The 25,877-nt window shown below is 49.2% G+C and carries 24 protein-coding genes; 16 read left to right on the plus strand and 8 right to left on the minus strand.

Features of this window, described 5'->3' with window-relative positions:
- Positions 1–60 precede the first annotated feature (60 nt).
- The 3 genes from OB87_RS01540 to OB87_RS01550 all read right to left on the minus strand — a co-directional run bounded on the left by OB87_RS01540 (position 61) and on the right by OB87_RS01550 (position 5,812).
- Positions 61–1,185, minus strand: coding sequence for a DegT/DnrJ/EryC1/StrS family aminotransferase (locus OB87_RS01540; RefSeq protein WP_033567955.1), 1,125 nt, complete (start codon positions 1,183–1,185; stop codon positions 61–63).
- Positions 1,186–1,299: 114 nt separating this feature from the next.
- Positions 1,300–4,743 (minus strand): O-linked N-acetylglucosamine transferase family protein, encoded by a 3,444-nt coding sequence (locus tag OB87_RS01545; protein WP_050515601.1) that lies wholly within the window; start codon positions 4,741–4,743, stop codon positions 1,300–1,302.
- Between the two features lie 226 nt (positions 4,744–4,969).
- Complete coding sequence (locus OB87_RS01550) at positions 4,970–5,812, minus strand: flagellin N-terminal helical domain-containing protein (protein WP_033567686.1); 843 nt, start codon at positions 5,810–5,812, stop codon at positions 4,970–4,972.
- A 744-nt stretch (positions 5,813–6,556) separates the two neighbouring features.
- On the opposite strand from OB87_RS01550, the gene fliD reads away from it, so the two are divergent.
- From fliD to fliT, 3 genes are all read left to right on the plus strand, one after another.
- The gene (gene fliD / locus OB87_RS01555) at positions 6,557–8,014 is read left to right on the plus strand and encodes a flagellar filament capping protein FliD (RefSeq protein ID WP_050515602.1); all 1,458 of its coding nucleotides are present in this window, start codon (positions 6,557–6,559) and stop codon (positions 8,012–8,014) included.
- A gap of 104 nt (positions 8,015–8,118) precedes the next feature.
- Entirely contained in the window at positions 8,119–8,529 is a 411-nt protein-coding gene (gene fliS, locus OB87_RS01560) for a flagellar export chaperone FliS (protein ID WP_033567958.1), read from the plus strand.
- Positions 8,529–8,891 carry a flagellar protein FliT gene (gene fliT, locus OB87_RS01565; protein WP_033567687.1) on the plus strand — a complete coding sequence of 121 codons (363 nt, stop codon included), beginning with the start codon at positions 8,529–8,531 and terminating at the stop codon, positions 8,889–8,891. Before fliS ends, fliT begins: the two co-directional genes overlap by 1 nt.
- Before the next feature lie 167 nt (positions 8,892–9,058).
- Here fliT and fliE read toward each other — a convergent pair whose 3' ends face one another.
- Positions 9,059–9,373: a flagellar hook-basal body complex protein FliE gene (gene fliE, locus OB87_RS01570; protein WP_033567688.1), complete on the minus strand. Its 315-nt coding sequence runs from the start codon at positions 9,371–9,373 to the stop codon at positions 9,059–9,061.
- Between the two features lie 332 nt (positions 9,374–9,705).
- On the opposite strand from fliE, the gene fliF reads away from it, so the two are divergent.
- The 13 genes from fliF to fliR all read left to right on the plus strand — a co-directional run bounded on the left by fliF (position 9,706) and on the right by fliR (position 20,619).
- On the plus strand, positions 9,706–11,439 hold the full coding sequence (fliF, locus tag OB87_RS01575; RefSeq protein WP_033567689.1) for a flagellar basal-body MS-ring/collar protein FliF: 1,734 nt from the start codon (positions 9,706–9,708) through the stop codon (positions 11,437–11,439).
- On the plus strand, positions 11,436–12,428 hold the full coding sequence (gene fliG, locus OB87_RS01580) for a flagellar motor switch protein FliG (protein WP_013318489.1): 993 nt from the start codon (positions 11,436–11,438) through the stop codon (positions 12,426–12,428). The genes fliF and fliG overlap by 4 nt, the downstream gene beginning before the upstream one ends.
- Entirely contained in the window at positions 12,403–13,158 is a 756-nt protein-coding gene (fliH, locus tag OB87_RS01585) for a flagellar assembly protein FliH (protein ID WP_152605859.1), read from the plus strand. The genes fliG and fliH overlap by 26 nt, the downstream gene beginning before the upstream one ends.
- On the plus strand, positions 13,158–14,528 hold the full coding sequence (fliI, locus tag OB87_RS01590) for a flagellar protein export ATPase FliI (RefSeq protein WP_033567690.1): 1,371 nt from the start codon (positions 13,158–13,160) through the stop codon (positions 14,526–14,528). Before fliH ends, fliI begins: the two co-directional genes overlap by 1 nt.
- An 8-nt stretch (positions 14,529–14,536) precedes the next feature.
- Positions 14,537–14,977, plus strand: coding sequence for a flagellar export protein FliJ (fliJ, locus tag OB87_RS01595; RefSeq protein ID WP_033567691.1), 441 nt, complete (start codon positions 14,537–14,539; stop codon positions 14,975–14,977).
- A gap of 2 nt (positions 14,978–14,979) precedes the next feature.
- The gene (locus OB87_RS01600) at positions 14,980–16,278 is read left to right on the plus strand and encodes a flagellar hook-length control protein FliK (RefSeq protein ID WP_033567692.1); all 1,299 of its coding nucleotides are present in this window, start codon (positions 14,980–14,982) and stop codon (positions 16,276–16,278) included.
- A 133-nt stretch (positions 16,279–16,411) separates the two neighbouring features.
- Positions 16,412–16,900, plus strand: coding sequence for a flagellar basal body-associated protein FliL (gene fliL / locus OB87_RS01605; RefSeq protein ID WP_033567693.1), 489 nt, complete (start codon positions 16,412–16,414; stop codon positions 16,898–16,900).
- Positions 16,901–16,905: 5 nt separating this feature from the next.
- Complete coding sequence (fliM, locus tag OB87_RS01610; RefSeq protein ID WP_033567694.1) at positions 16,906–17,922, plus strand: flagellar motor switch protein FliM; 1,017 nt, start codon at positions 16,906–16,908, stop codon at positions 17,920–17,922.
- Positions 17,915–18,331, plus strand: a complete 417-nt coding sequence (gene fliN, locus OB87_RS01615; protein ID WP_022634073.1) for a flagellar motor switch protein FliN — start codon at positions 17,915–17,917, stop codon at positions 18,329–18,331. Before fliM ends, fliN begins: the two co-directional genes overlap by 8 nt.
- A complete protein-coding gene (gene fliO / locus OB87_RS01620) occupies positions 18,332–18,748 on the plus strand; it encodes a flagellar biosynthetic protein FliO (protein WP_033567695.1) in 417 nt (138 codons plus the stop codon). It begins immediately after the preceding gene.
- Positions 18,745–19,521: a flagellar type III secretion system pore protein FliP gene (fliP, locus tag OB87_RS01625; protein ID WP_033567696.1), complete on the plus strand. Its 777-nt coding sequence runs from the start codon at positions 18,745–18,747 to the stop codon at positions 19,519–19,521. Before fliO ends, fliP begins: the two co-directional genes overlap by 4 nt.
- A 43-nt stretch (positions 19,522–19,564) precedes the next feature.
- The gene (fliQ, locus tag OB87_RS01630; protein WP_012769291.1) at positions 19,565–19,834 is read left to right on the plus strand and encodes a flagellar biosynthesis protein FliQ; all 270 of its coding nucleotides are present in this window, start codon (positions 19,565–19,567) and stop codon (positions 19,832–19,834) included.
- A 2-nt stretch (positions 19,835–19,836) separates the two neighbouring features.
- Positions 19,837–20,619 (plus strand): flagellar biosynthetic protein FliR, encoded by a 783-nt coding sequence (gene fliR / locus OB87_RS01635; RefSeq protein ID WP_033567697.1) that lies wholly within the window; start codon positions 19,837–19,839, stop codon positions 20,617–20,619.
- Between the two features lie 180 nt (positions 20,620–20,799).
- Here fliR and flgL read toward each other — a convergent pair whose 3' ends face one another.
- The 4 genes from flgL to OB87_RS01655 all read right to left on the minus strand — a co-directional run bounded on the left by flgL (position 20,800) and on the right by OB87_RS01655 (position 25,869).
- Complete coding sequence (flgL, locus tag OB87_RS01640; protein ID WP_033567698.1) at positions 20,800–21,729, minus strand: flagellar hook-associated protein FlgL; 930 nt, start codon at positions 21,727–21,729, stop codon at positions 20,800–20,802.
- Between the two features lie 31 nt (positions 21,730–21,760).
- Positions 21,761–23,683 (minus strand): flagellar hook-associated protein FlgK, encoded by a 1,923-nt coding sequence (gene flgK, locus OB87_RS01645; protein WP_033567699.1) that lies wholly within the window; start codon positions 23,681–23,683, stop codon positions 21,761–21,763.
- 126 nt (positions 23,684–23,809) lie between these two features.
- Positions 23,810–24,760 carry a flagellar assembly peptidoglycan hydrolase FlgJ gene (gene flgJ, locus OB87_RS01650; protein ID WP_033567700.1) on the minus strand — a complete coding sequence of 317 codons (951 nt, stop codon included), beginning with the start codon at positions 24,758–24,760 and terminating at the stop codon, positions 23,810–23,812.
- Positions 24,760–25,869, minus strand: coding sequence for a flagellar basal body P-ring protein FlgI (locus OB87_RS01655; RefSeq protein WP_033567701.1), 1,110 nt, complete (start codon positions 25,867–25,869; stop codon positions 24,760–24,762). The genes flgJ and OB87_RS01655 overlap by 1 nt, the downstream gene beginning before the upstream one ends.
- Positions 25,870–25,877: the final 8 nt, after the last annotated feature.

Here is a 25,877-nt window from a genome sequence, read left to right on the forward strand (position 1 = left end):
TCTCCTGAGGAGATATGCCCCCTTTGCTCGCGTTCAGTCGCGATAAGGGGAGCCGGTTCATTAACACACGTTTTCGTTCAACGTGCGCTCGATAATCTCAATGATGCGATCCTGGTCGTCAGCTTCCAGCCCTGGATAAATAGGAAGACACAACACCGAGTTGGCCACATTCGTCGCTACAGGCAAGTTAGCAGCACTCGCGCTGTTAATACCTCGGTACATTGGGAAGCTGCTGATTAACGGATAGAAATACCGACGAGACATAATGCCTTGCGCTTTTAACGCACTATATAGTTTCTCTCGAGTATCGAATGAGTAGTCATCCATAAATAGCGGGAAATAGGCATAATTCCAGTCAATTGAGTCAGGTACGCTCAGCGTTGTTAAACCATGAATCCGGGCTAACCCGTCACGGTAATAGTGATAAATACGCTTTCTATCTTCCAATGCCTGTTCAATATATTTCAGCTGCAATAAGCCAAACGCGGCCTGCACTTCGTTCATCTTGCCGTTAATACCTGGCGCTACAACGGTAGTCTCATCCGCAAAACCAAAGTTTTTCAGATAATCAATCCGCTTCTTCATTTTCGCATCAGGGCAGATAATCGCACCGCCTTCTATGGTGTTGAATACCTTGGTTGCATGAAAACTCAGGATAGAGAGATCGCCATAATTCAGAATACTGGCTCCGTCTTTTTTGACGCCGAAAGAATGTGCTGCGTCATAAATTACTTTTAGACCATACACATCGGCAATTTCCTGAATTTTATCCACATCACAGGGAATACCATAGCAATGGACAGGAAGAATCGCGGATGTGAGAGGTGTAATCGCCTCTTCGATCTTTTTAGGATCCAGATTACAGGTGACGGGGTCGATATCCACAAAAACAGGTTTCAGGTTATTCCACAGTAACGAATGCGATGTCGCCACAAACGAATAAGGCGTGGTGATAACTTCACCGGTGATACGCAATGCCTGCAATGCCGTCAGTAGCGCCAGCGTGCCATTGGTAAACAAGCTCAGGTGCTTAACACCCAGATACTCTGCCAGTTCCTGCTCAAGTTGCTGATGAAAAGGCCCACCATTTGTCAGGTACTTGTTATCCCATATCTTTTCCAGATAGGGCATAAACTCATCAAGCTCGGGCAGCAAAGGGCTCGTTACATAGATATTCTTGCTCATCATTCACCGATCCTTGCGCTTATGTTGCTAAGCAGAATTTTCACATTTTTTATCAAGTTGATGGCAGAAATCGCCATCTAGTACAATCTAAAGCAACCGTTATCTCTCAGATCTTTAATTGCTCTCTGAACTTATGCTGAATGACTTAGGAACCTCGCCAGCGCAATATATCTGCCATGCCTGACGCATCGCTTTTTCAAAATAAATAGATGGTGAATCCACAGAATAAATTTTGGCTGCCATAACGCTACGCATTCTGGCCCTGAACTCGCTTAACTTATCCAGCGAACCACTCCAATATCGCGCTTTCTCTACCAATTCATCGTCATTCTGTGCAATGAATTCATCCAATCCCAAAATCCGCATAATTGCACTACTTTGTCTTGATGGGATAGAGTCACCCTCACGGGTTAATACAGGTACCCCCATCCAAGACGCATGACCGATCGTTGTGCCGCCGGTATACGGATAAGTATCTAAAAGAATATCTACCTCATGGTGCATTCTCAGATATTCCTGTAAGCCAGTACGCATACGGAATACTAACTGTTCATATCTCACACCTAGCTCAAGCAACTTCTTGCGCAAATAATCTATTGTCTCCTGACCCGTCATATAGCCAATAATCAACCTAGAGTCTGGCAATGCAACCAGAATTTTTGCCCACGATGCGAGATTTTCATCACAAATCTTCTGTGGACGATTAAAACTGGCAAAAGTCAGATAACCATTGGTCAATGCAGGCAACCCATTAACATCAGGGCTGTTCTTATCCGGCTCAAAGAATTTTATCGATGGCATACTGATAGTTTTTTCTATCAAATAAGCATCCAGATTACTCTTCATGAGGAAATGCTCATCAAGCAGAATGTAGTCAACCGTCTTCATCCCCGTGGTGCCGGGATATCCTATCCAGGTCATCTGGATCGGCGCAGGCTTCAGTGCCAAAACCGGCAGACGGTTATATGCTGTATGGCCGGATAGATCGATCAGAATGTCGATCTCATCCTGATTAATAAGTTTCGCCAGTTCAAGCTCACCCATCTTGTCAACATCATGCCAGCCAGCCGCAGTCTGTTTTAGGCTGTCAGCCTTTGCATCGTTACGTTGAAAACTTGAGTAGGCATAAAGCGAAAACACATTTCTATCAAGCGAATTCCAGATAGGCTCTAAAAAATTTGTCACCGGGTGATCGCCAAAATCACCAGAAATAAAGCCTATACGTAATGGCCGATGGGGATCTTTATTGATTGAATAGGCAAACTGACAGTGATGACGAGCTGCGGCTTCTTCCACTCGTTGACCAAATATCAGGTGCTCTTGAAACAACGCTTGCGGCGTTATACTGATATCGTGCGACAAGCCCAGCAACAAATTACTATATAAATGGAACGCATGTGGCATCAATTCAATAGTCTTACGGTGATACTTAATGGCATCCTTACGTCCCAGATTATGACACACCATCCCCATATGACTGATAAAGTTGGGATTCTCTGGATCAATCTGTAGTGCTTTCTCCATACACAAAAATGCTGCATCAAGACTATGGGTGATATTTAATAGTACGGCCAGTGTATCCCACGCCAGTCCTTTGCGCTTATCACAACGTAATACTTTTCTGGTTAGCGCCATACCTTGATGCAATTCGTTCTTTTTCCAGAAGCACACCGCCAGATCAACATAAAAATCCCAGTTGAACGGCATCAGAGATATTGCCCGAGTAATCACTCCCATTGCACCATCAAAATCGCCGGTACGAACATAGGTGTTTACAAAGGGATACCAGACCCCCAGATTGTCGGGATAAGTACTGATAATCTCTTGCGTTCGTGCTCTGACCTCTGCAAACTGCCCCAGAGCAGTTAGTCGATCAAGTTCTTCGTACACTTTCCGACTGAGTGGATTTTTATCCTGCTGCTTATTCTTTTTATGCACTGCCGATTTTTCCGGCTCAACAAAACCGCCAGCATTGGTTTCACTGGTGTACATCACCAGAGACTGAATATAAACAGCAACCTGCCGGGCATCCGCATTAACAATCGCTTCCTGCAAGTAATCTCGCCATGCGCGTGAAGTGCCCCATACCACACCTTTATTACGCAGCGCCCAAAGCTGGCTATAAAATACCCTATCTTTACTCAGGCTCGATGATGACAGTTGTTGCAGGAACTGCCGTTCATCACTATCAAGCGACACTGTCTCATGCCAGAAATTGAATGCCAGATCGGTCGTGGCAATACCGGGTAAACCGGTCAATATTTTATGCTTACTGTTCCGGTAAGGACAATTTCCTATCCGCGTGTAAATACCGCTGATCCCTTTCACAAACAAGTTTTTCAATGCGATCAATACATCCTGCTGGTGATTCTCGGACTCCTTTTCCGGTAAACGGGTATTAAAGACCAATTGTTCCAACGTCAAACTGGCAGGCCAGGCCTCCCCCAACGTATCCAAAATACTTAATACTAGCGGGTTTTCCGTACTGATGGTTTCTCCAGTACCGGACGTGTGGGCATTCAACGTACTGCCATTACTTGCCATAACACGTTGAAAATTACCAGCCCAGTTCAAGTCCGCCAGCTTTGTCAGATCAGGTTCAGACAGAATATCCCCTGCTCTCGTCTGTGGTATCAGCATACTGAAACGCTGAGAACGGTTAACCGCAAAATCGAGGTATTGCTGGCGCAGATAGGTGGTGTTTTCAGGGCAAATCGTCTCGTGCAAACGCGAAACCTGATCGCCGTAATGCCCAGCTAGTTCTGTGTAAGCACGAACATCGCCGACATAGGCAAAGCCGGTTTGGGTAATCTGTGAATAGAAATCAACGAAGTAACAAGGCTGATGCAGCCCCTGTAAATAATGCAGCGCAAAATCTACATCAGACTGTTTTTCAGCTTGTTCAATAAAGGCTTTCAGCGCTGCATTCTGGGGATTGTCTGGAGCAGTTCCTAACGACAGATAGGTCAGCATCGCTCGGGCACTGGATTGTGCCGTCTTTTCATCATTGGCAAGACTGCTGTGAAGCTGAATGGCATCTCGCAGAATCTCGCCAGTTTTCCACCCCGGATACGTATTGTAGCAATAGCAGACCATGCCTTCTGCAGTCAGGTGCTCACTGCAGAAACGCAGCAATGCCTCTCGCGTTTCACCACCAATAAGACTAAACAGCCCGTGGATAATGATATAATCGAATTTCCCAGGATCACAAGCCAGCAGAGATTCGAGGTCCAGGGCAAATAATGCAATACTATCCAGCTCCAGCTGTTTTATCAGTGCATTGCCTTTTTCAATGTGCTCCGCATCAAGATCAACACCAACAGACTGCGACTGCGGATTCGCAAGCGCAAAAGGCAGTAAATTGCCACCATCTTTACACCCAATTTCCAGCACACGCGCTGCTTCTGGCGCAGCCGACCTGACACCGTAAAGATGTGCAGTGGCCTGAAGATGGAAAGGTGCAGAGTAAGGAATGGGAGGCGTTATCGAACTCAATGGAATTTTACCAGTATCTTCACCCAGGTCGTCATTATTCGCTAAAGGCTGTGTATCTGGCATGGTCACAAGAAATATCCTTCAATACTTTATACGGAGATAAAATTGTTTGTAGTATATAAGAAAACGCTTTTCACCAATCCTCTGAGGATCAAAATATAACTTCCCTATTTCGTCGATTAAGAAGCCGACTTTTATTCCAATTAATTCACTTATCCGAACTGTGTCACAAAATAAAAAAACCAACCCCGAGGGGTTGGTTTTCAATTCGAGACTGCGTAAACAGAGATTACTGCAGCAGTTTCAGAACAGTCTGCGGTACCTGGTTAGCCTGAGCCAGTACAGAAGTACCAGCCTGCTGCAGAATCTGCGCACGGCTCATGTTAGATACTTCAGTTGCATAATCAGCATCCTGGATACGGCTACGAGCGCTGCTCAGGTTGTTGATGGTGTTGCTCAGGTTGTCGATGGTAGACTGGAAGCGGTTCAGTGTCGCACCGATGTTCGCTTTAGCGGTATTGACGGTCTGCAGAGCAGTATCAATTGCCGCAACCAGTGCAGTAGCACCTGCAGCGGTAGACACGTCGGTGTTGGTAGTTGTGATACCCAGACCGCCTGCAGTGGCGTTGATCAGTGCAGAGCTGCCAACAGAGATGGCATCGTTAGAAGTGGTGCCGGCGCCAACCTGGATGTTGAAACCGGTAGCGGTAACCGAACCGTCCAGCAGCGCTTTGCCGTTGAAGTTTGCGCTGGCAGCAACACGGTTGATTTCGTCAACACGACGGTTAATTTCAGTCTGGATTGCAGAACGGTCGTTAGTACCGTTGGTGTCGTTCGCTGCCTGTACGGCCAGCTCACGGATACGCTGCAGGTTGTCGTTGATGGTGTCCAGGTTACCTTCAGCGGTCTGTACCAGAGACACACCGTCGTTGGCGTTTTTGGAAGCCTGAGTCAGACCTTTGATCTGAGCAGTCATGCCGTTAACGATACCAGAACCTGCGGCGTTGTCTTTGGCGCTGTTGATAGCCAGGCCAGAGGACAGACGTTCGATAGCAGTCTGCAGAGAGGATTGAGATTTGTTCAGGTTGGTCTGGGCCAACAGCGACATACTATTAGTATTAATGACTGCCATAATTATATTCCTTTCATCACTATTAATGGGGATGGGCTGTTGCCCCCGGTGTCATCACCGTCACTAACTGTATCGGCCGGGGTAAAACAACCTTTAGTTTTTTTTTGAAATTTTCGTTCTCCCCCCAAAAAACCTGTCCGGCAAGGACTTACAGCAAAGAAAATAATGAACGGAAACAACTGGCAGAGAATGTGATAACCGGTCGCGCCATACCAACCACTACAGGCCATAGAATGTAATGAGGCAAGTAAGTGCCATCGTCACCGTGCTTATCAAACATCATGCGTCAGCCATAGGCAACGCGGTGACGCATGAAAAGCGCCGACTTCACCCTCTCTAATATGTACATTCTCTTACTATACTTATATAAAGTATCTGGCGCATCGCTCCTGGCCTACTGACAAGGCGTAATGAAGGTTCCATCACATGCAAACCAACATAACCGTCATGTGTCAGGTATGGCACCAACCAGTGGATACGCGACTCTAAGCATCTAACATTCAGCCAGCCAAACGGATTCAGGCAACACATTCAATACCATTAGCAAGTCGAAACGCGCCCGATTACCGCTATTGTTCCCAGCAGCATATGCATCGTGCCGGGACTAAATCCTGCAGATGGTTATGCCGCTATGGAAATCAGGGAGGATAACGATTACGCTGAAATTTACATTACGTCTGTAAACTTTTCGGATACAGTGCCGATAAGACTGTCAGTTCACAATTTAAACGGAAGGGTATCTCTATGGCTACGACGGTTAGCAGTAACTCAGACATTATCTCATCGATAGGTATGAACTTGGGTACCTCTGTTAGTGGTTCTTCGCTTGACCTGAGTTCACTGCTCACCAAGCTGCAAACCGTCGAAGAGCAGCGGTTGACACCTTATAACAACAAGCAAACCAGTCTGAGTAAACAAGCGACAGCGTATAGCGCTGTCGAAGCATCGATGAAGAGCCTGCAAAGTGCAACGACCACGTTGCAGAACATGAAGAGTATCACGTCAACAGCGGTGACCAGTACCAATACTGCATTTAGTGCCACCACCGACAGCACAGCAGTTGCAGGTACTTACAGTATCTTCGTCAATAACCTTGCCCAAGCACAGTCGCAAATATCTGGCTCTTTTAGCAGTGCATCCACTGCTCTGGTATCAGGTGGCACTTCCAGTACCAGCAGTACGATCACCATCACTCAGACCAGCCAGTCCACGCCCCTGACGATTACGCTGACCGATGATAAAACATCGTTAAATGATATTCGTGATGCCATTAACAATGCAGGTGGTAGCGTCAGTGCCAGTATCATTAACAACGGCACCAGCAACTACCTGATGCTGACAGCAAAAGATACCGGTACGCAATCTGCGATGAATATCTCGGTAAGCGGTAATCTGTCCAGTTCACTGGGTAGTTTTACTGAACAGGTTGCCGCCAAAGATGCGTCCTTCACGCTTAACGGCATGTCGGTAACCAGCCAGAGTAATACCGTAACTACTGCTATTAGTGGTGTAACGCTGAATCTGAAAGCGGCGTCAGCGACAGGCTCTTCGGCTGAAAGCCTGACTATTTCCTCAGATGTTACCAGTACGAAACAAGCGATCCAGAATTGGGTCACGGCTTATAACAACGTGCTGAGCACCATCAAGACTCAGACTAATTACACTGCCCCGACAGCAGATGAACAAAGTAGTGGTAGCCAATCCTCCAGTAATGGTGCACTGGTTGGTGATAGTACTGTTCGTACCATTCAGCGCCAGTTACAAAGCCTGATGACCAATCTACAGAGTGGTAGTGGTTCCCTGCATACCATGGCTGACCTGGGGATTACTCAAGATCCAACCAATGATGGCAAGCTACTTGTCGATGACACCAAACTGACCAATGCACTGAAAACCAGTTCCAGTAGCGTAACAACGTTTTTTACTGGCGACGGCAGCACCACTGGATTTGCAACTCAGGCGGGTAATTATCTGAGCCGGACCCTGGACTCGTCGGATGGTTTGATTAAATCGGCTCAGGCGAGCATCAAGACCAGTCAGGCTACTGTGACCAAACAGCTTACTAGTATTCAGGATAGCATTGATGCCACGATGAATCGTTACAAGACCCAGTTTACTCAACTTAATACGTTGCTGGCCTCGTTGTCATCGACCAGTAGTTACCTGACACAGCAGTTTAATAAAACCAGCAGTTCAAGCTAATTAAACCGGGTGATGCGTGAAGTGCTGATTTACACGGCACTTCACGCAGTGATGAAAATTATAGTCTTTTTATTTATTGTTAATCGGTTATCCAACGCATGGTCATGTATAGAAAGAATGTCAGTCAGGCTTATGCTCAGGTAGGTGTGGAAAGCGCGGTAATGAGCGCTAGCCCGCATCAACTGATTGTTATGTTATTTGACGGCACCAAGAGCGCGCTTGTCCGGGCAAGAATTCTTCTTGAACAAAATGACATCGTCGGAAAAGGGAATGCCCTTTCCAAAGCCATCGATATTATCAGTAATGGGTTGAAACTCGGACTGGATATGGAGAAAGGTGGAGAGCTGGCGGAGAACCTTTCCGATCTTTACGATTACATGGTGCGTCGGTTATTACACGCCAATATCAATAATGATTTGCAGGCGATCATAGAAGTGGAGACTCTCCTCAGTAATATTGCGGATGCCTGGAAACAAATTGGACCTGGTTATCAACCAACGACGGAAACGCGCTAATGGAAAACCTCTCTCCATTACTCATTGAGTATCAGGGGTTACTCAAACTCATCCGAAACATCAAGGCCATGGCGCTTAATGGATTATGGGATGATGTTGTCGAACAGGAAATAATTTATATCCAGTCAATAGAGAGAATCAGCCAGATTACCGTTCCTGCCAATATTCCAAGTACCATACAATTACAGTTCCGGCAGCTTCTGCAGGACATACTGGATACGGAATCGCAGGTGAAAGAACTGCTGCAAAACAGGATGCAGGAACTGGCGGTACTTATCCAACAGTCACAAAATCAAAAATCGATTAACAACACTTATGCTGAGTTTTCCAGCGATATACTCCCGGGAAAACCGCAATCCTGACTACTACCACGTCAATATGAATGAGCCCGGCTTACCTGAACGGGCTCTTTTTACATAAAAATCAGGGCGAATAACCACGAGTTATTCACCCTTTCCTCAGGCTCTTCATTGAAGACCACAATGATTCAAATATAAAAATCAATACCGGACAGCGCTTTTCCTGCCGGTTATATCGTCATATTCATGACTTCCTGGTAGGCTGAAACCAGTTTATTGCGCACCTGAACCCCCATTTGCAAAGCAATAGAGGCTTTCTGGTTGTCAACCATGACATCATTCAGCGCAACCCCTGGCTTACCCAACGTAAATGCTTCTGCCTGCGCTTGTGCCTGCGTGCGCGTTTCATTGATTTTTTCAAGCGCTGCTTTCAGCTCGCCAGCGAAACCAGACTGGGACGCAACGTTAGAATCCGCTCCACCGGCCGCTTTGGTTGCGGTAATCTGCATCTGCTGCAATACTGCGTCGATACCCTGAATAGACATGCCTACTTCCTCAACTAAAGATTGAGAATGATATAAAAGCCCAATAAATGATAAACATATGTAGATGTAGCGAACGAACTGCGCCATCAGCGTCGTTTATTTCACATACACCTCTTTACAGGTTCAATACGCTACCATATCCATAAAGTAGTAAATCGTATAAATGACATTAAAAATGCCAGCTTATCGACCCATCAAATTTTCCGTAACGGAAAATAATGACATGCCGGTAAATGTAGGTGATGAGTTTTTATGATTGCGCAATCAGGGAGTTCTGTTTTGTTACGTTACAACGTTACCCATATCGTTCAGCAACCAGGCAGAGAAAGAGTATGAACGCCTTAACATCCGGAGCCGCAACCGGTGGGAAAAGCTTTGGCGAAATACTCAACCGTTTGCGTGCCAACCCTAAAATCCCGTTACTGATTGCTTCCGCTGCAACTATTGCGATTATTGTCGCATTGTCCTTGTGGGCTCGCGGCCCCGATTATCGGGTTCTGTACACCAATCTGAATGAACGCGATGGCGGCAGTATTGTCTCCGAACTGGGCAAAATGAATATCCCTTACCGCTTCAGTGAAAGCGGAGCGGCTATCATGATCCCATCGGACAAGGTTTATGAAACTCGCCTGAAGCTTGCCCAGCAGGGTTTACCCAAAGGTGGTGCCGTTGGCTTTGAACTGCTTGATCAGGAAAAATTCGGCATCAGCCAATTCAGTGAGCAGATTAATTATCAACGTGCACTGGAAGGCGAACTGGCAAGGACAATGGAAACCCTGGGGCCAATCCAGAGTGCGCGCGTACATCTGGCCATTCCCAAGCCGTCGCTGTTCGTGCGCGAACAGAAGTCTCCGTCCGCGGCGGTTACCGTTACGTTACAACCAGGACGTGCGCTGGATGACAGCCAGATTAGCGCCATTACCTATCTGGTTTCCAGCAGCGTTGCCGGCCTGCCGGCTGATAAAGTCACTGTTGTTGACCAAACAGGTAAACTGCTGACGCAGAATGACAGTTCAGGCCGCGACCTTAATGCCGCACAACTGAAATATACCAACGAAGTTGAAAGTAATTACCAGCGCCGAATTGAAGCTATTCTGATGCCAGTGGTCGGTGCAGGCAATGTCCATGCGCAAGTTACCGCTCAGATCGACTTTGCCAGCCGTGAACAAACTGACGAACAGTATCAACCCAACCAACCGCCGAATCAGGCTGCGGTTCGTTCTCAGCAAATTAGTCAGAGTGATCAGCGCGGTGGTCCTAATGTAGGTGGCGTGCCCGGTGCTTTGTCGAATACGCCGACACCGGCACCGACTGCCCCAATCTCTACCCCGCCGGCAAACAACGCCAATAACGCGAACAATGCCAATAACACAAACAACGCAAATAATGCGAATAATGCAAATGCGGCGGGCACAAATACTCAGACATCTGCCAGCAATGCTGCCAATCAAACCTACAATAGCCGCCACGATCAGACGATCAACTATGAAGTTGATCGCACCATTCGGCATACCAAACAAAACACCGGCAATATTCAGCGTTTGTCTGTTGCTGTCGTGGTTAACTACACACAGGGTGAAGATGGTAAACCCGCTGCACTCAATGATGAGCAGTTGAAGAAAATCGAAGCGTTGGTTCGCGAATCCATGGGATTCTCCAGTGACCGCGGTGATACCCTGAACGTAGTGAATACACCGTTCACCATCACTGATGCCACCGGTGGCGAACTGCCCTTCTGGCAAAAACAAGCGTTCTTTGATCTGCTGATTGAGGCTGGTCGCTGGTTACTGGTGCTGATTGTCGGCTGGATTCTGTATCGTAAGTTGGTACGCCCGCAGTTGCAAAAGCGTGTGCAGTTGCAAGAGGCGGCAGCGGCGGCGGCGGCACTGCGTGGTCAGGATGCTGATGTCACTGTCACACTCAGTAGCATTGAAGAGGAAATGCACAAGAAATCCGAACAGCGGGCCCACACAGAGATGCACAGCCAGCGTATCCGTGAACTGGCCGAAAATGATCCTCGCGTCGTCGCGCTGGTAATCCGCCACTGGATGAGTAACGAACTATGAGTTTGACTGGTACAGAAAAGAGCGCCGTCTTATTGATGACTATCGGTGAAGACCGTGCAGCTGAAGTTTTTACGCACCTCTCAACCCGTGAGGTGCAACATCTCAGTACTGCGATGGCCAACATGAAGCAGGTTTCTCAATCTGAACTGCTGGAAGTGTTGCGCGAGTTTGATATTGAGGCCGAGCAGTATGCGGCGTTAGGGGTGAATGCCGGCGAATACCTTCGTTCTGTCCTGGTCAAGGCATTGGGTGAAGAGCGTGCCTCCAGCCTGCTGGAAGACATCCTTGAAAGCAAGGAAACGTCTACCGGTATGGAAACGCTCAACTTTATGGAGCCGCAAAGCGCCGCCGACCTCATCCGCGACGAACATCCGCAGATCATCGCCACCATCTTGGTGCACCTCAAGCGTGCGCAGGCGGCAGATATTCTGGCCCACTTCGACGAACGTATGCGTAATGACGTCATGCTGCGTATCGCCACCTTCGGCGGGGTGCAACCATCGGCTCTGGCGGAACTGACTGAAGTGCTCAACGGATTGCTTGACGGCCAAAACCTCAAGCGCAGCAAGATGGGTGGTGTTCGTACTGCGGCAGAGATCATCAACCTGATGAAAACGCAGCACGAAGAAGCGGTTATCGATGCAGTACGCGAATTCGATGGCGAGTTGGCACAGAAGATTATCGACGAAATGTTCCTGTTCGAAAACCTGGTGGAAGTGGACGACCGCAGTATCCAGCGTCTGCTGCAGGAAGTGGAGTCCGAGTCTCTGCTGATCGCACTGAAAGGTGCAGAACAGCCGCTGCGCGAGAAGTTCCTGCGCAATATGTCGCAGCGTGCAGCGGAAATCCTGCGCGACGACCTGGCAACCCGTGGTCCGGTACGTATGTCCCAGGTGGAAAACGAACAGAAAGCCATTTTGCTCATTGTACGTCGACTGGCAGACAGCGGCGAAATGATTATCGGTGGTGGCGATGACGCGTTTGTCTAATTCTTCCAGCGATCTTGACTGGCAGCCGTGGAAACTGGATGACCTTTCCGCCCCTAGACCCGCTGCCGCGGATGTGGTGGCGCCGATATCGTCTTCTCCAATTTCTCCAGCGGTGCAGCCAGGGGACAATGACTTCTTCGGCATGTCTGACTTTCAACCGCCGGAGGATGACCTGGCGACCCTGCGTGAGCAGGTGCTACAACAGGCGCGGGAAAGTGGTTTTGCTGAAGGCAAGCAACAAGGCTACGCAGCCGGTTATCAAGACGGCCTCCAGACGGGTACACAGCAGGGTTTACAGGATGCAGCGCAACAGCAGCAACCAGTTATTGCCCAGATGCAACAAATGGTCAATGAATTCCAGCAAACGCTGGACGCGTTGGACAGTGTCATTGTCGCACGACTGATGCAGTTGGCTTTAACCGCCGCCAAACAGGTAATCGGTCAGTCGCCAGTTTGTGACGGTACTGCATTAATGGGACAAATACAGCAGTTGATCCAGCAGGAACCTATGTTCAGCGGTAAGCCACAACTACGTGTGCACCCTTCTGATCTGGAGCGAGTGGAACAGCACCTCGGCCCGACCCTCAGCCTTCACGGCTGGCGGTTGTTAGCGGATAACCAGTTACACCCAGGAGGCTGTAAAGTCAGCGCCGAGGAAGGTGACCTGGATTCAAGTATTGCTACCCGCTGGCATGAGCTTTGCCGACTAGCCGCACCGGGAGAACTTTGATGACAGTGCGTCTTTCCCGTTGGCTTTCTTCGATCGATGCGTTTGAAAAGCGCATCGTCAATACGCCTGCAATACGGCGTTACGGACGACTGACACGCGCGACGGGATTGGTGCTTGAAGCGACCGGTCTGCATATGCCGCTAGGTTCAACCTGCCTGATTGAACGCCAGAACGGCAATCAGGTTGAAGAAGTTGAAAGCGAAGTCGTCGGTTTTAATGGGCAGAAATTGTTCCTGATGCCGCTTGAAGAGGTCGAAGGGATCATACCGGGAGCACGGGTCTATGAGCGCGTAGGTCTTTCCGGCAGCAGCCAGGGTAAACAGCTACCGCTGGGCCCGGCATTGCTGGGCCGAGTACTCGATGGCAGTGCCAGACCGTTGGATGGTTTTCCTGCACCGGATACCGGTTACACCGCGCCACTGGTGAGCGCCCCATTCAACCCACTCCAGCGCACACCAATCGAGCATGTTCTGGATGTTGGCGTACGTGCCATCAATGCATTGCTAACGGTGGGCCGTGGTCAGCGTATGGGACTGTTCGCTGGTTCTGGTGTTGGTAAAAGTGTGCTGCTCGGAATGATGGCGCGCTATACTCAAGCTGATGTCATCGTCGTCGGCCTGATCGGGGAGCGTGGGCGCGAAGTTAAAGACTTTATTGAAAATATTCTCGGCACAGAAGGGCTTGCCCGCTCTGTGGTGATCGCTGCCCCAGCGGATGTTTCTCCTCTGCTGCGTATGCAGGGCGCGGCTTATGCTACGCGCATCGCAGAAGATTTCCGCGACCGTGGTCATCATGTATTGTTGATTATGGATTCGTTGACGCGTTATGCGATGGCGCAACGTGAAATCGCACTGGCGATTGGCGAACCCCCGGCGACCAAAGGCTACCCGCCTTCAGTTTTTGCCAAATTACCTGCTCTGGTAGAGCGTGCAGGCAACGGTATTTCCGGTGGCGGGTCAATTACAGCGTTTTATACGGTGCTGACCGAAGGCGACGACCAGCAAGATCCAATTGCTGACTCGGCCCGCGCCATTCTGGACGGTCATATCGTACTGTCCCGACAGTTGGCAGAGTCCGGGCATTATCCGGCTATTGATATCGAAGCGTCTATTAGCCGTGCAATGACTGCATTGATAGATGAAAACCATTATTCTGCGGTAAGGCAATTCAAACAGTCGCTATCCAGTTATCAACGCAACCGCGATCTGATTAATGTCGGTGCTTATGCCGCGGGTAGTGACCCATTGCTTGATAGGGCGATACAGCTTTATCCGCAAATGCAACATTTTTTGCAGCAGGGAATGTTTGAGCGAAGCTCATTTGAAGAAGCCTGTCAGGCACTGGATAACATTTTCCCGTATAATCGGTAGGAGGGCGAATGAGGACTCAGTCTACCTTCGTCATGCTGCGTGATTTGGCCCAAAAAGAGGTTGATGCGGCGACAACGCATCTGGGCTTGGTACAGAAGGCCTATTTACAGGCTGAACAACAACTTAATACGTTGTTAGGTTACCATGATGATTACCGCCAACGGCTCAATGACTCAATGACCGAAGGCATGGCCAATACCTCCTGGCAAAATTATCAGCAGTTTATTTTGACTCTGGAAAAGGCGATCGAGCAGCACCAGCATCAGTTATTAAATTGGACTTCTCGTTTGGATCAGGCGATGAAAGCCTGGCAGGAAAAGCAGCAACGACTGAATGCATTTAGTACACTGCAACAGCGTGAACAAACTAAAATGCTGGCGCATGAAAATCGCCTGGAACAAAAGCGGATGGATGAATTCGCCCAACGCGCATCAATGAGGAAAACATAATTATGAACTTGCCAGCAATGCCAATCACCACGACGACTGATGCAAGCACAACCGCACCTCAGGGGAATTCCTTACTTGCGCTGCTGGGCAAAGACCAGCTACCGGAAAATTTTGTTCAGTTGCTCTCGCAGAAATTGTCAGCGGTGCAATCCTCCAAGAAAACCATTATCAGTGATCAGGAAAGTGCTGACCTCAAAGACGCACTGGCAAAAAGCGGCATTGAAGCAAACAGTGACGAATTGAATGCCATTCTGGGCGCACTAACGAAAGGAACATTGACGCTTGCCGACTTGCAATCCGGCAATTCTCTTGAGTCGCTACTGGCCAAAGCTCAGAAGAAAGTCAGTGCAAAAGACGAGAAAGCGACCGATACCGATGCACTGGCTATGCAGGCGTTGTTTGCCATGATTCCAGTACAAACTACAGCTCAGGCAAAAACGGCAGCCCAAGGCACTGCGTCGAGCCTATCGCTATCTGATGGATTAAACGACAAGACCAGCAACAGTGTTTTGAACTCGTTGCTGAGTTCAGCAAAAACCGGTAATACGTCGTCACAAGGTGATTTTGCACTGAATGCAGCCACAACAACGGATAGCTCAACGGCGTCCGCGAGCGCCGCTGCAGTTGCCAAAAATACTGGATTGCAGGTCGCCGACCAGTCTAAAGATAACTCTCTGCTGACATCCCGTAAGGAAGACAGCGCCAGTAATCCGATAGCTGCATCCGCACCGGCTGATGCCAGCGCCAGCTCATCATTACAGACGTTGTCGTCACTGTTCGCCAGTAACGCCACACCCACGCAACCCGCAGCCCAGCATCTGACCAGTCAGATCAATGCGCCACTAGGCACTCAGCAGTGGAATGATGCCCTTGGTCAGCAGGTCGTGATGTTTAGCCGTAATGGGCAGCAGACTGCAGAACTGAAACTTCACCCGGAAGAGTTGGGCTCACTGCACATCATGCTAAAAATCGAAGATAATCAGGCGCAGATTCACCTGATTTCCGGTAACAGCCAAGTGCGATCCGCTCTGGAGTCCGCCCTTCCCCATCTGCGCAGCGCAATGGCTGAGAGCGGTATCAACCTGGGGCAGAGCAGCGTAGGATCAGATGCCAGTAGTTGGCAGCAGTCACAACAGCAAGTGGCAAGCAATGCCAATGGTAACGGCGGTGGCAACGCCTCGTCTTATCAGCAGCAATTTGGTCAGTCCGAGCATAACACCGCTGAAATTGAACCGCTGGCAGTACCAGCACAGCTGCAATCAATAGCAACCGGTATTAATGGCGTCGATATCTTTGCCTAATGAAGAAGTTAACGCTTTTTTTATTGTTTATTCATTGTATTGAAGCAGTGAATAGGCGGGATAATCGTGATATCACGCATTTATCTAATGGCTAATTTAGCTATTAGATACTGATAAATAACAGGATATATCATTGGCTACGTCTAATAAGAAAGCCCAGTCAGGCGGTAATAAAAAGTCCCTCTGGCTGATACTCTTGATTGTTATCGCCCTGGCGGCCACGGCTGCTGCGGGTGCAGGCTGGTGGTTATTAAGTCAGAAAAAAGCCGAAACGGCAGCCAGTGAACCGCCTCCGCCACCAGCGCCAGTATTTATGCCTTTGGATACATTCACTGTTAACCTGTTATCTCCGGATAACAACCCGGATCGGGTGCTGTATGTGGGGATCACCCTGCGAGTGCCGGATGAAGCAACTCGTGCGCGCCTGACCAATTATCTGCCGGAAATTCGCAGTCGTTTGATTATGTTGTTTTCTCGTCAGAGCTCATCTGTTCTGGCAACGGAACAAGGCAAGCAAAAACTGGTTGAAGATATCAAGCAGGTATTAAGCCCACCGCTGGTTCCTGGACAACCTAACCAGGTCGTCAGCGATGTCCTGTTCACTGCTTTCATTTTGCGGTAATCACTATGGGTGACAGCATTCTTTCACAGGCAGAGATTGACGCTCTGCTAAACGGTGACAGTGGCGATAGTAGCGCTGATGCCAGCAACGCTACTTCGCAGAAAGACGGGGATGTCAAACCCTACGATCCCAATACACAACGGCGCGTCATTCGTGAACGTCTGCAGGCACTGGAGATCATCAACGAACGTTTTGCTCGTCAGTTCCGTATGGGGCTGTTCAACCTGCTTCGTCGTAGCCCGGATATTACTGTCGGGGCTATCAAGATCCAGCCGTATCATGAGTTTGCACGTAACCTGCCGGTTCCGACCAACCTAAACCTGATACATCTGAAGCCACTGCGTGGCACAGCGCTATTTGTATTCTCGCCAAGCCTGGTCTTTATTGCCGTGGACAACCTGTTTGGTGGCGATGGTCGCTTCCCTACCAAGGTTGAAGGTCGTGAATTTACGCATACCGAGCAGCGCGTTGTGCGCCGAATGCTGAAACTGGCACTCGACGCTTACAGTGATGCCTGGAATGCGATTTACAAATTAGATGTGGAATACGTGCGTTCAGAAATGCAGGTAAAATTCACCAACATCACTACATCGCCGAACGATATTGTGGTGACAACCCCTTTCCATCTGGAAATCGGGACTTTAACTGGTGAATTCAGTATCTGTATTCCGTTCTCCATGATTGAGCCTTTACGCGAATTGCTGGCTAACCCTCCGCTGGAGAACTCTCAGCAGGAAGACCAGCACTGGCGTGAGACATTGGCAAAGCAAGTTCAGCACTCTGAGCTGGAGCTGGTTGCCAACTTTGTTGATATCCCGGTTCGACTGTCAAAGGTTTTGAAACTCAAACCCGGAGATATTCTGCCGATTGATAAACCTGAACGCCTGGTGGCTCATGTTGATGGTGTGCCGGTATTGACTTGTCAATACGGTACATTAGATGGTCAATATGCCTTGCGTGTTGAACACTTGATTAACCCCATTTTAAATTCTCTGAATGACGAGGAACCGCTCAATGAGTGACATCAAGAAACCGTCCGAAGAAACGGATTCCGTGGACGATCTGTGGGCTGATGCATTTAATGAGCAGCAGTCGGCAGAAAAAAGTGCGCCGGGCAGTACCGAAGGTATCTTTAAGAACTTTGATGTGCAGGACACGCAGGGTTCAATGCAAGATATTGATCTGATTTTGGATATTCCGGTCAAACTGACAGTGGAGCTTGGTCGTACAAAAATGACCATTAAAGAGTTGCTGCGTTTGTCGCAGGGCTCGGTGGTAGCGTTGGATGGTCTGGCCGGTGAACCGCTGGATATCATGATTAACGGATATCTGATTGCTCAGGGTGAAGTTGTGGTTGTCTCTGACAAGTATGGTGTACGTATTACTGATATTATTACACCGTCGGAACGTATGCGCAGGTTAGGCCGTTAAATGGCGAGCACTGCACAACAGACTATCTCTACAATTCAGCAGCCGCCCGCGGCTGCTGAATCCGTTATTTCCGGTGGTGCGTTGTTATCGCAAGTCGGCACCGCGCTGAGCGGTGTACTGTTGCTTATTTTATTGGCCGCCTGGCTGTTGCGAAAGCTTGGTATCGCGCCGCAAGCCAAAAGCAGCAATATTATGAAAGTGGTGTCGTCTTGTACGGTCGGACAACGCGAACGTATTGTGATCGTCGAAGTTGATGATACCTGGCTCGTGCTAGGCATAACAGCCCAGCAGATCACCCATTTGCATACTCTGCCTGCGCGTCCTGTTAGCAACGTGACATCAACAGAAAAAATTGCACCAGCCAATTTTATCCAGTTCCTCAAGAAAGCGACCACGCGTCCGGAAAAAACCGAATGAGTACCACCCTGCGTCCGACTTCCTTCTCCGCATGGCTGCGTCTGCTACGTTATCTTGCGGTTTCCATTCTGTTCCTGATCGCCCCTCAGGCTCTGGCTCAGTTGCCGGGTATTATCAGCCAACCCTTAGCTAACGGCGGGCAGAGTTGGTCATTGCCAATTCAGACACTGGTTTTCATCACATCGCTAAGTTTTATTCCGGCAGTATTGCTGATGATGACCTGCTTTACCCGTATCATTATTGTCCTGAGCCTGCTGCGCAATGCATTAGGAACACCAACCGCACCACCCAACCAGGTGTTGCTGGGGTTAAGTCTGTTTCTGACTTTTTTTGTGATGTCTCCAGTACTGAACCGTATCTATGACGAAGCCTATCGCCCGTTCAGTGAAGATAAAATCAGTATGGAAGTCGCGATTGATAAAGGCTCACAGCCGCTGCGTGAGTTCATGCTCCGACAGACTCGGGAAGCGGACCTGGCTTTATTTACCCGCCTTGCGCAGATTCCTTCGCTACAAGGCCCGGAAGCGGTCCCGATGCGGGTATTGGTGCCGGCTTATGTTACCAGTGAGCTGAAAACCGCCTTCCAGATCGGTTTTACAATTTTCATTCCTTTCCTGCTGATCGACCTGGTGGTAGCCAGTGTGCTGATGGCGCTAGGTATGATGATGGTTCCTCCCGCTACTATTTCGTTACCGTTCAAACTCATGCTCTTCGTCTTGGTTGATGGGTGGCAATTGTTGCTGGGATCGCTGGCCCAGAGTTTCTATACTTAGTCGGTGCGGTTACTGCTGTTCACCACATCAGAGGAATGCCTGTATGACTCCTGAATCCGTCATGGCTTTAGGCTATGAAGCAATGAAGATAGCGCTGATGCTGGCAGGCCCCCCACTTATCGCTGCACTGGTCAGCGGCTTAATCATCAGCCTGCTCCAGGCAGCGACGCAAATCAACGAAATGACGCTGTCATTCATTCCCAAGGTCTTGACGGTGTTTTTTACGTTGGTGGTTGCTGGCCCCTGGATGCTCAGTGTCATTCTTGACTATATGCGCACGATGTTCAGTCAATTCCCCAACATGATTGGATAGACATGGTCACCCTCAGCAACATCGACATGATCGGTTGGTTCAACCAATTCTTCTGGCCACTGGTCAGGATTCTCGCACTTATTAGCACCGCACCGATCTTTAGCGAACGCTCTATCACTCGACGGGTAAAGATCGGACTAGGGGTACTGATCACGATTGTCATTACACCGAGTATCCCTCACGCCTCAACCCCAATATTTTCTGCAGCCGGTATCTGGATGCTATTTCAGCAGGTGCTGATAGGTGTGATGCTGGGTTTTGCTATGCAACTGGCGTTTGCGGCTATCCGTCTGGCTGGTGAAATTATCGGCCTGCAGATGGGGCTTTCATTTGCGACCTTTTTTGACCCCAGTGGCGGCCCGAATATGCCGGTGATCGCCAGGTTTATGAACTTACTGGCGTTGCTGCTCTTTCTGAGTATGAATGGGCATCTATGGTTGATATCGTTGCTGGTTGACAGTTTTCATACCATCCCCATCAGTGCCGAGCCAATTAGCGGTAATGTATTTATGACATTAGCCGAGGCTGGTGGAAGGATATTTTCTAACGGGCTGATGCTTGCCCTCCCCCTCATCACACTGCTGCTGACTATCAATATGGCGCTGGGTTTATTGAGTCGGCTCGCGCCACAGCTCACCATCTTTGCTATCGGCTTTCCCATCACCCTTTTTGCTGGCATCATCACCGTAGGTTTTCTGGTATTCCTGCTCTCGCCTTATGCAGAGAAACTGTTCGGTGAAACCTACGACTTGTTGGCTGACTTATTAAGCCGATTTGCCGGATAACTCGCGCATTATTGTTCGGTATTTTTCTGCCTTACCCTTCAGTTTATCCAGACAGAATGACCTGATGCCATCACATTGCCAAATACACGGTAAAAAAAAGCATGTCATCTTATTAAGGATGACATGCCAAAAAGAATACGCCCGGTTTAAGCGTATCCAAATACGGGTCGCTATTCCGTTTTATTTATTAAGCTGAAACAGCGAAAGCCCCTGCATATCACTAAACGCTGAGTATGCAGCCTGCAGAGCCTGTTTTTGCATTGAGTATGTGGATATGGTCGCAACCAAATCAATGTCAACCAGGTCGCTCAATGTCTGTTTATTCGCCGTAGTACGATCGGTTCCAATACCGTCAAGCGTATCGATTTCCTGCAGTTGGACGCCTAGCGTTGCCTGTGCAGAAGACACATTCGTCAGCGCGTTTTTAAGCCCCTGGCTAGCTGCATTGATTGAAGCTGTATTCGCACTTTTCACGGCGTCAGTGGCACCTTCCAGCGGGGTTTCCAGTGCACTAATAGCGCTATCCAGCGCGCCGAAGATATCCGCGGTGCCGCCAGCATTGTTAAATACGTCAGAACCGATATGCCCAACCGTCATGGTTCGGTTAGCATCCACTTGCTGGGAAATGGCCTGAGTGCCCCCCACATAGCTAACGGTGCCAGACGCATCAGTAGTAAACGGCTGAGAGTCCGTTTTATAGCCACCGAAAATATAGCTGCCATTACCATCTGTACTGTTAGCCAGATTGAGCAACTGAGACTTCAGACCACGCAGAGAGGTTGCAATAAGCTGGCGATCGTTATCATTCTTTGTGCCGTCGCCACTTAACAATGTCGTACTGGCACTGGTCAGTGCGGTCGCCACATTGGTCAGAACAGACAATTCGCTGTTCATACCGTTCTCGGCAAAAGTACGCGCCAGCGTATACTGCTCGTTCTGAGCCTGGGACTGGTTAACCATTACCGCCTTGGATGCCGCAATGGGGTCATCAGAAGGCGTTAACACACGAGTGTTACTGGCGAGCTGCTGGCCCGTTTTACTGAAGGATGACAATCCATCTGTGACGCCTTGCATGCTCTGCTGAAAGATAATACTGGTACTCAGTCGCATAACTTATTCCTTACTGTTTCTCGTCACAAATTTAGCTACGGATAGCCAACAGTGCATCAAAGATCGTCGAAGCAGTCTGGATTACCTTGGCATTCGCCATGTAATACTGCTGGAAACGAACCAGGTCACCATATTCTTCGTCCAGGTTGACGCCGGATACAGACTGCTGTTCGGTAGTCAATTGCGACACCACATTTTTCTGTGATGTATCGGTAACCTTGGCAGTACTGGTTTTGTTACCGATATCCCCAACCAGGCTGGCATAAGCCTGACTGACACTGGATTTATTCTCGACAACTTTGCTGGTCTGTAAATTCAATAATGCTTTGGCGTTGGTATTATCACTGACACCACCACCGGCTGACGTCAACGAAACGCCTGCGGCCGCAATCTTGGATGAATCCGTCACTTTCACCGACATATCCACGATAACATCGCGTACACCCTTGACCGTAAACAGGTCTTTTGCTGCCGGTGTACCGGAAATATCCAGTTTCATTCCATCAAAAATCAGGCTAGCCGGTGTCGAACCACTGGCTGCGGTATACGTCGCAGAAGAAGACAGGTCTGCACCATCCGACAAACGCGTAATTGACCAGTCACTGGATGACGGACCAACGAACTTGACACTATAGTCACTCGCCTTGATGTAATTGGTGTCATTACGAGTCAAAGAAGCGGCAGAAGTCGAACCTGTTGGTGCAGTCTGCGAAATGGAGGATTGCCCCGGTGACACTTTGAAACTAAACGTATCGCCTGATGCTGCCGAACCCGAAATATCGATAGTGAAGCCATCAAAAGTCAATGCCGAGCCTGACAGGGTTGAGGCTGCTGTTGTACCGTCAGAGCGGGTCACACTCCAGGATGTTCCGTTGTACTGCATCGAGTAAGTATCGCTCAAATAGGAAGAGGTCAACTCAGTTGCAGATGTATTCTTGGCGCTACTTAGTGTGACAGAGGAGCCAATACCAAAGAAATCCCCACCCTGATCATTGTTCAGATCGTACCCGGCTTTGTGTTGCTGGTTAAAAGCATCGGCAAACGCCAGTGCCATCTGTCCCAATTGGTTACGGGCGCTATCCAACGTACTGGTGCGGAAACTGAGCAAACCACCGAGAGATCCACCCGTAATGGCGCTTTCTTTCACTTCGCTTACACCAGCGATGGCATCATTATAGGAAACCGTGGTACGCGCCGGGTCGGTGCTGGACTGGGTAGCAACAAGTGTGTTGTAACTTTTACCTTGAACCAGAGTCAGGCCATTTTTCAATGAGATGTTGTAAACATCGCCATCCTGAACCGCGACATCCACACCAACCAACTTGTTCAGATCATTAACCAGGTTATCTCGCTGGTCCAACAGGTCGTTCGGTGACGCACCATTGTTGGCCCCTTTCAGTCGAATAATCTGATCGTTAATATCCGCAATCTGCTTGGCATAAGTATTAATTTGCGTAACGGTGATGGAAATTTCACCGTTGATATTGCTGTCCATATCACGCAGGTACTGATCGGTAATTTTAAACTGATTGACCAAGGCTTCCGCCTTGCCGAGAACAGTCTGACGAACAGATGAGTCACTGGAGTTACTGGTCAGGTTCTGCAGGTTCTTGAAGAAATCCTGAATCGTGGTGGACAGGCTGGATGAACTACTCGACAACAAGTTATCGATCTTGGAGATCTGGCTGTAATACGACGTGGTAGAACTGCTTGTTGCCTGTGCGGTACGCAATTGTTTGGCAATAAAGTCGTTATAGTCACGATTGATGCTGACAACCGTCACCCCGTTACCGATGTAACCAGCAGAGGTCGTTGTGCCGTTGTTCTGTGCCAACAGTGCATTTTGACGGCTATATCCCGTAACAGCCTGATTACTAATGTTGTTACTCACGGTACTCAACGCTGCCTGAGCTGCGCTCAAACCACTCATTCCGGTATTAATCAAGTTGGACATGCTGGGTTCCTTTTACTCTCACTCATGCACAGACAGGGCAGTACCTATTACCGGGCACAAAAAGATATCGCCGTTATAAATTAACTTGTATAGCTATCGGCAGGCGGGCTGAAAACTTGAGGAAAATTAGAAAATCCCGCTCAGGTCGTGCGTATAGGCCTGAACCGCCTTTTCACCCGAGTTTTTCATCTGCTGAATCATACTCACCAGCTTCTTCGCATACGCTGGATCAGTCGCATAACCAGCCTGTTGTAATGCAACCGCAGCCTGTTCCGCAGTGGCTGCCGCAGCAACACCAGCATAGCGGGGGTTCTGCGTCAGCAATTTGGCATAATCGTTTAATGCTTCCAGATAAGAGCTATAAACACGGAAAGCGGCTTTAACCTTTTTAGCAATACCTTGCTCATATTCTGTCGTGGTCACTTCCGTGACCGGGCCATCCCAGCTACCACCAGCTTTAATACCAAAAATGTTGTGGCTACGCCGACCATCAGCAGTAGGAATTTCCCGCTGCCCCCACCCAGACTCTAGAGCAGCCTGTGCCATGATCAGATGATGAGGAATACCACTTTGCTGGCTAACCAGCATGGCTGGCGTTGACAAGCGAGAGATAAAATCAGTACTGCTCATCGGTAACGCACTGGATTTCTCCGGCAGTTTGGGAACCGCCTTACGCACCATTTGCTCCAGCACAAACGAAGGCATGGCTCGGGCTAGTTGAGTATCTGGCTTAAACGGAGCCGTCACTGCGGGTTCATTCCCGACAATACCCTGGCCCATCATCTGTTTTTCAATCATGGAAGCCAGTCCAAGCCCTTTACCCGCCGACATTTGCTGAGCGAGTTGCTGGTCATACATTGATGTGAGCATACGGGTTTGATCGCTGCTGAAAATCCCATCTTTTGGCAACGTATCACGCATACTCTTCATCATCATCTGAACGAAGACGCCTTCCAACTGCTTAGCCACCGCACGGATCCCTTCCCGGCTTTGGGGATGAGTGGATACATCCCGCTTCAGCGCGTTAAGTGACTGTGCCTCATAAGCCGGGTTGTTAAACGCCTTCATATCACTCATCAGATAATTTCCAGCTTCGCTCTCAGGCAACCCGCACTTTCCATCGCCTGAAGAATTGACATCAGATCCATCGGCGTGGCACCAAGCGAATTTAATGCTCTGACCACACTGTTAAGGTTCGCACTGGAGTTGACCCGTTGCAGCGCGCCGCCTTCCTGACGCATGGAGATTTCCGTCTGCGGGGTCACGACCGTTTGCCCACCAGCTAACGGCGTATTCGGCTGACTGACCACATTCTGCTGATTGATGGTAACGGACAAGTTACCCTGAGCGATCGCGCAGTTTTCCAGTTGAACATTGCGGTTCATGACTACCGAACCGGTACGGGAGTTAATGATAACCTTGGCGTCCAACGTGCCGACATTCACCTCAATATTCTGCATGTCGGCCAGGAATCTCACCTGAGCGCTATTACCTGCAGGCACCACAACCCGAACAGTACGTGAATCCAGCGGAGCGGCTGTACCACCGCGGCCAAAACGGTTGATGGCATCGCTGATGCTCTGTGCCATGGTGAAATCATCCTGATTTAACTGCAGTATGATGGTATTGCCTGTACCAAAAGTATTCGGCAGTTCACGCTCGATGATTGCACCACCGCTGATACGCCCACCCGACAGTTGGTTGACCTGCACGCTGCTGCCGCCCGCAGACGCGCCAGCACCGCCGATTAATACGTTCCCCTGCGCGATAGCATAGATCTGATTATCCACCCCTTTCAGCGGGGTCATCAGCAGTGTACCGCCGCGCAAACTCTTGGCATTACCCATCGAAGAAACGACAACGTCTACCGGTTGCCCTGCTCGGGCAAAGGCCGGTAATTTTGCCGTCACCATAACCGCAGCCACGTTTTTCAACTGCATATTAGTACCAGCCGGAACCGTGATCCCCAACTGAGACAACATGTTATTCAAACTTTGTGTGGTAAAGGGTGTCTGCGTGGTTTGGTCACCTGTACCATCCAATCCCACCACCAGACCATAGCCAATGAGGGCGTTATCGCGCACGCCCTGAATACTCACCAGATCGCGGATACGCTCGGCTGATGCGGGCATCGCCACAGCCATCAACAGAGCAAGAAAAACGGTGAAGAGTGAAGTGATCCGCATTATATGCC

The organism is Dickeya undicola (assembly GCF_000784735.1).
Lineage (GTDB): Bacteria > Pseudomonadota > Gammaproteobacteria > Enterobacterales > Enterobacteriaceae > Dickeya > Dickeya undicola.

Excerpts from the sequence above, each read along its gene's own strand:
- OB87_RS01655 (WP_033567701.1), bottom strand. The coding sequence starts at position 25,869 with ATGCGGATCACTTCACTCTTCACCGTTTTTCTTGCTCTGTTGATGGCT.
- flgJ (WP_033567700.1), bottom strand. The coding sequence starts at position 24,760 with ATGAGTGATATGAAGGCGTTTAACAACCCGGCTTATGAGGCACAGTCA.
- fliQ (WP_012769291.1), top strand. The coding sequence starts at position 19,565 with ATGACTCCTGAATCCGTCATGGCTTTAGGCTATGAAGCAATGAAGATA.
- fliS (WP_033567958.1), top strand. The coding sequence starts at position 8,119 with ATGTATAGAAAGAATGTCAGTCAGGCTTATGCTCAGGTAGGTGTGGAA.
- fliF (WP_033567689.1), top strand. The coding sequence starts at position 9,706 with ATGAACGCCTTAACATCCGGAGCCGCAACCGGTGGGAAAAGCTTTGGC.
- fliG (WP_013318489.1), top strand. The coding sequence starts at position 11,436 with ATGAGTTTGACTGGTACAGAAAAGAGCGCCGTCTTATTGATGACTATC.
- fliD (WP_050515602.1), top strand. The coding sequence starts at position 6,557 with ATGGCTACGACGGTTAGCAGTAACTCAGACATTATCTCATCGATAGGT.
- fliT (WP_033567687.1), top strand. The coding sequence starts at position 8,529 with ATGGAAAACCTCTCTCCATTACTCATTGAGTATCAGGGGTTACTCAAA.
- fliN (WP_022634073.1), top strand. The coding sequence starts at position 17,915 with ATGAGTGACATCAAGAAACCGTCCGAAGAAACGGATTCCGTGGACGAT.
- flgK (WP_033567699.1), bottom strand. The coding sequence starts at position 23,683 with ATGTCCAACTTGATTAATACCGGAATGAGTGGTTTGAGCGCAGCTCAG.
- fliR (WP_033567697.1), top strand. The coding sequence starts at position 19,837 with ATGGTCACCCTCAGCAACATCGACATGATCGGTTGGTTCAACCAATTC.
- fliO (WP_033567695.1), top strand. The coding sequence starts at position 18,332 with ATGGCGAGCACTGCACAACAGACTATCTCTACAATTCAGCAGCCGCCC.
- OB87_RS01545 (WP_050515601.1), bottom strand. The coding sequence starts at position 4,743 with ATGCCAGATACACAGCCTTTAGCGAATAATGACGACCTGGGTGAAGAT.
- fliJ (WP_033567691.1), top strand. The coding sequence starts at position 14,537 with ATGAGGACTCAGTCTACCTTCGTCATGCTGCGTGATTTGGCCCAAAAA.
- fliI (WP_033567690.1), top strand. The coding sequence starts at position 13,158 with ATGACAGTGCGTCTTTCCCGTTGGCTTTCTTCGATCGATGCGTTTGAA.
- OB87_RS01540 (WP_033567955.1), bottom strand. The coding sequence starts at position 1,185 with ATGAGCAAGAATATCTATGTAACGAGCCCTTTGCTGCCCGAGCTTGAT.
- fliM (WP_033567694.1), top strand. The coding sequence starts at position 16,906 with ATGGGTGACAGCATTCTTTCACAGGCAGAGATTGACGCTCTGCTAAAC.
- fliP (WP_033567696.1), top strand. The coding sequence starts at position 18,745 with ATGAGTACCACCCTGCGTCCGACTTCCTTCTCCGCATGGCTGCGTCTG.
- fliE (WP_033567688.1), bottom strand. The coding sequence starts at position 9,373 with ATGTCTATTCAGGGTATCGACGCAGTATTGCAGCAGATGCAGATTACC.
- OB87_RS01600 (WP_033567692.1), top strand. The coding sequence starts at position 14,980 with ATGAACTTGCCAGCAATGCCAATCACCACGACGACTGATGCAAGCACA.
- OB87_RS01550 (WP_033567686.1), bottom strand. The coding sequence starts at position 5,812 with ATGGCAGTCATTAATACTAATAGTATGTCGCTGTTGGCCCAGACCAAC.
- flgL (WP_033567698.1), bottom strand. The coding sequence starts at position 21,729 with ATGCGACTGAGTACCAGTATTATCTTTCAGCAGAGCATGCAAGGCGTC.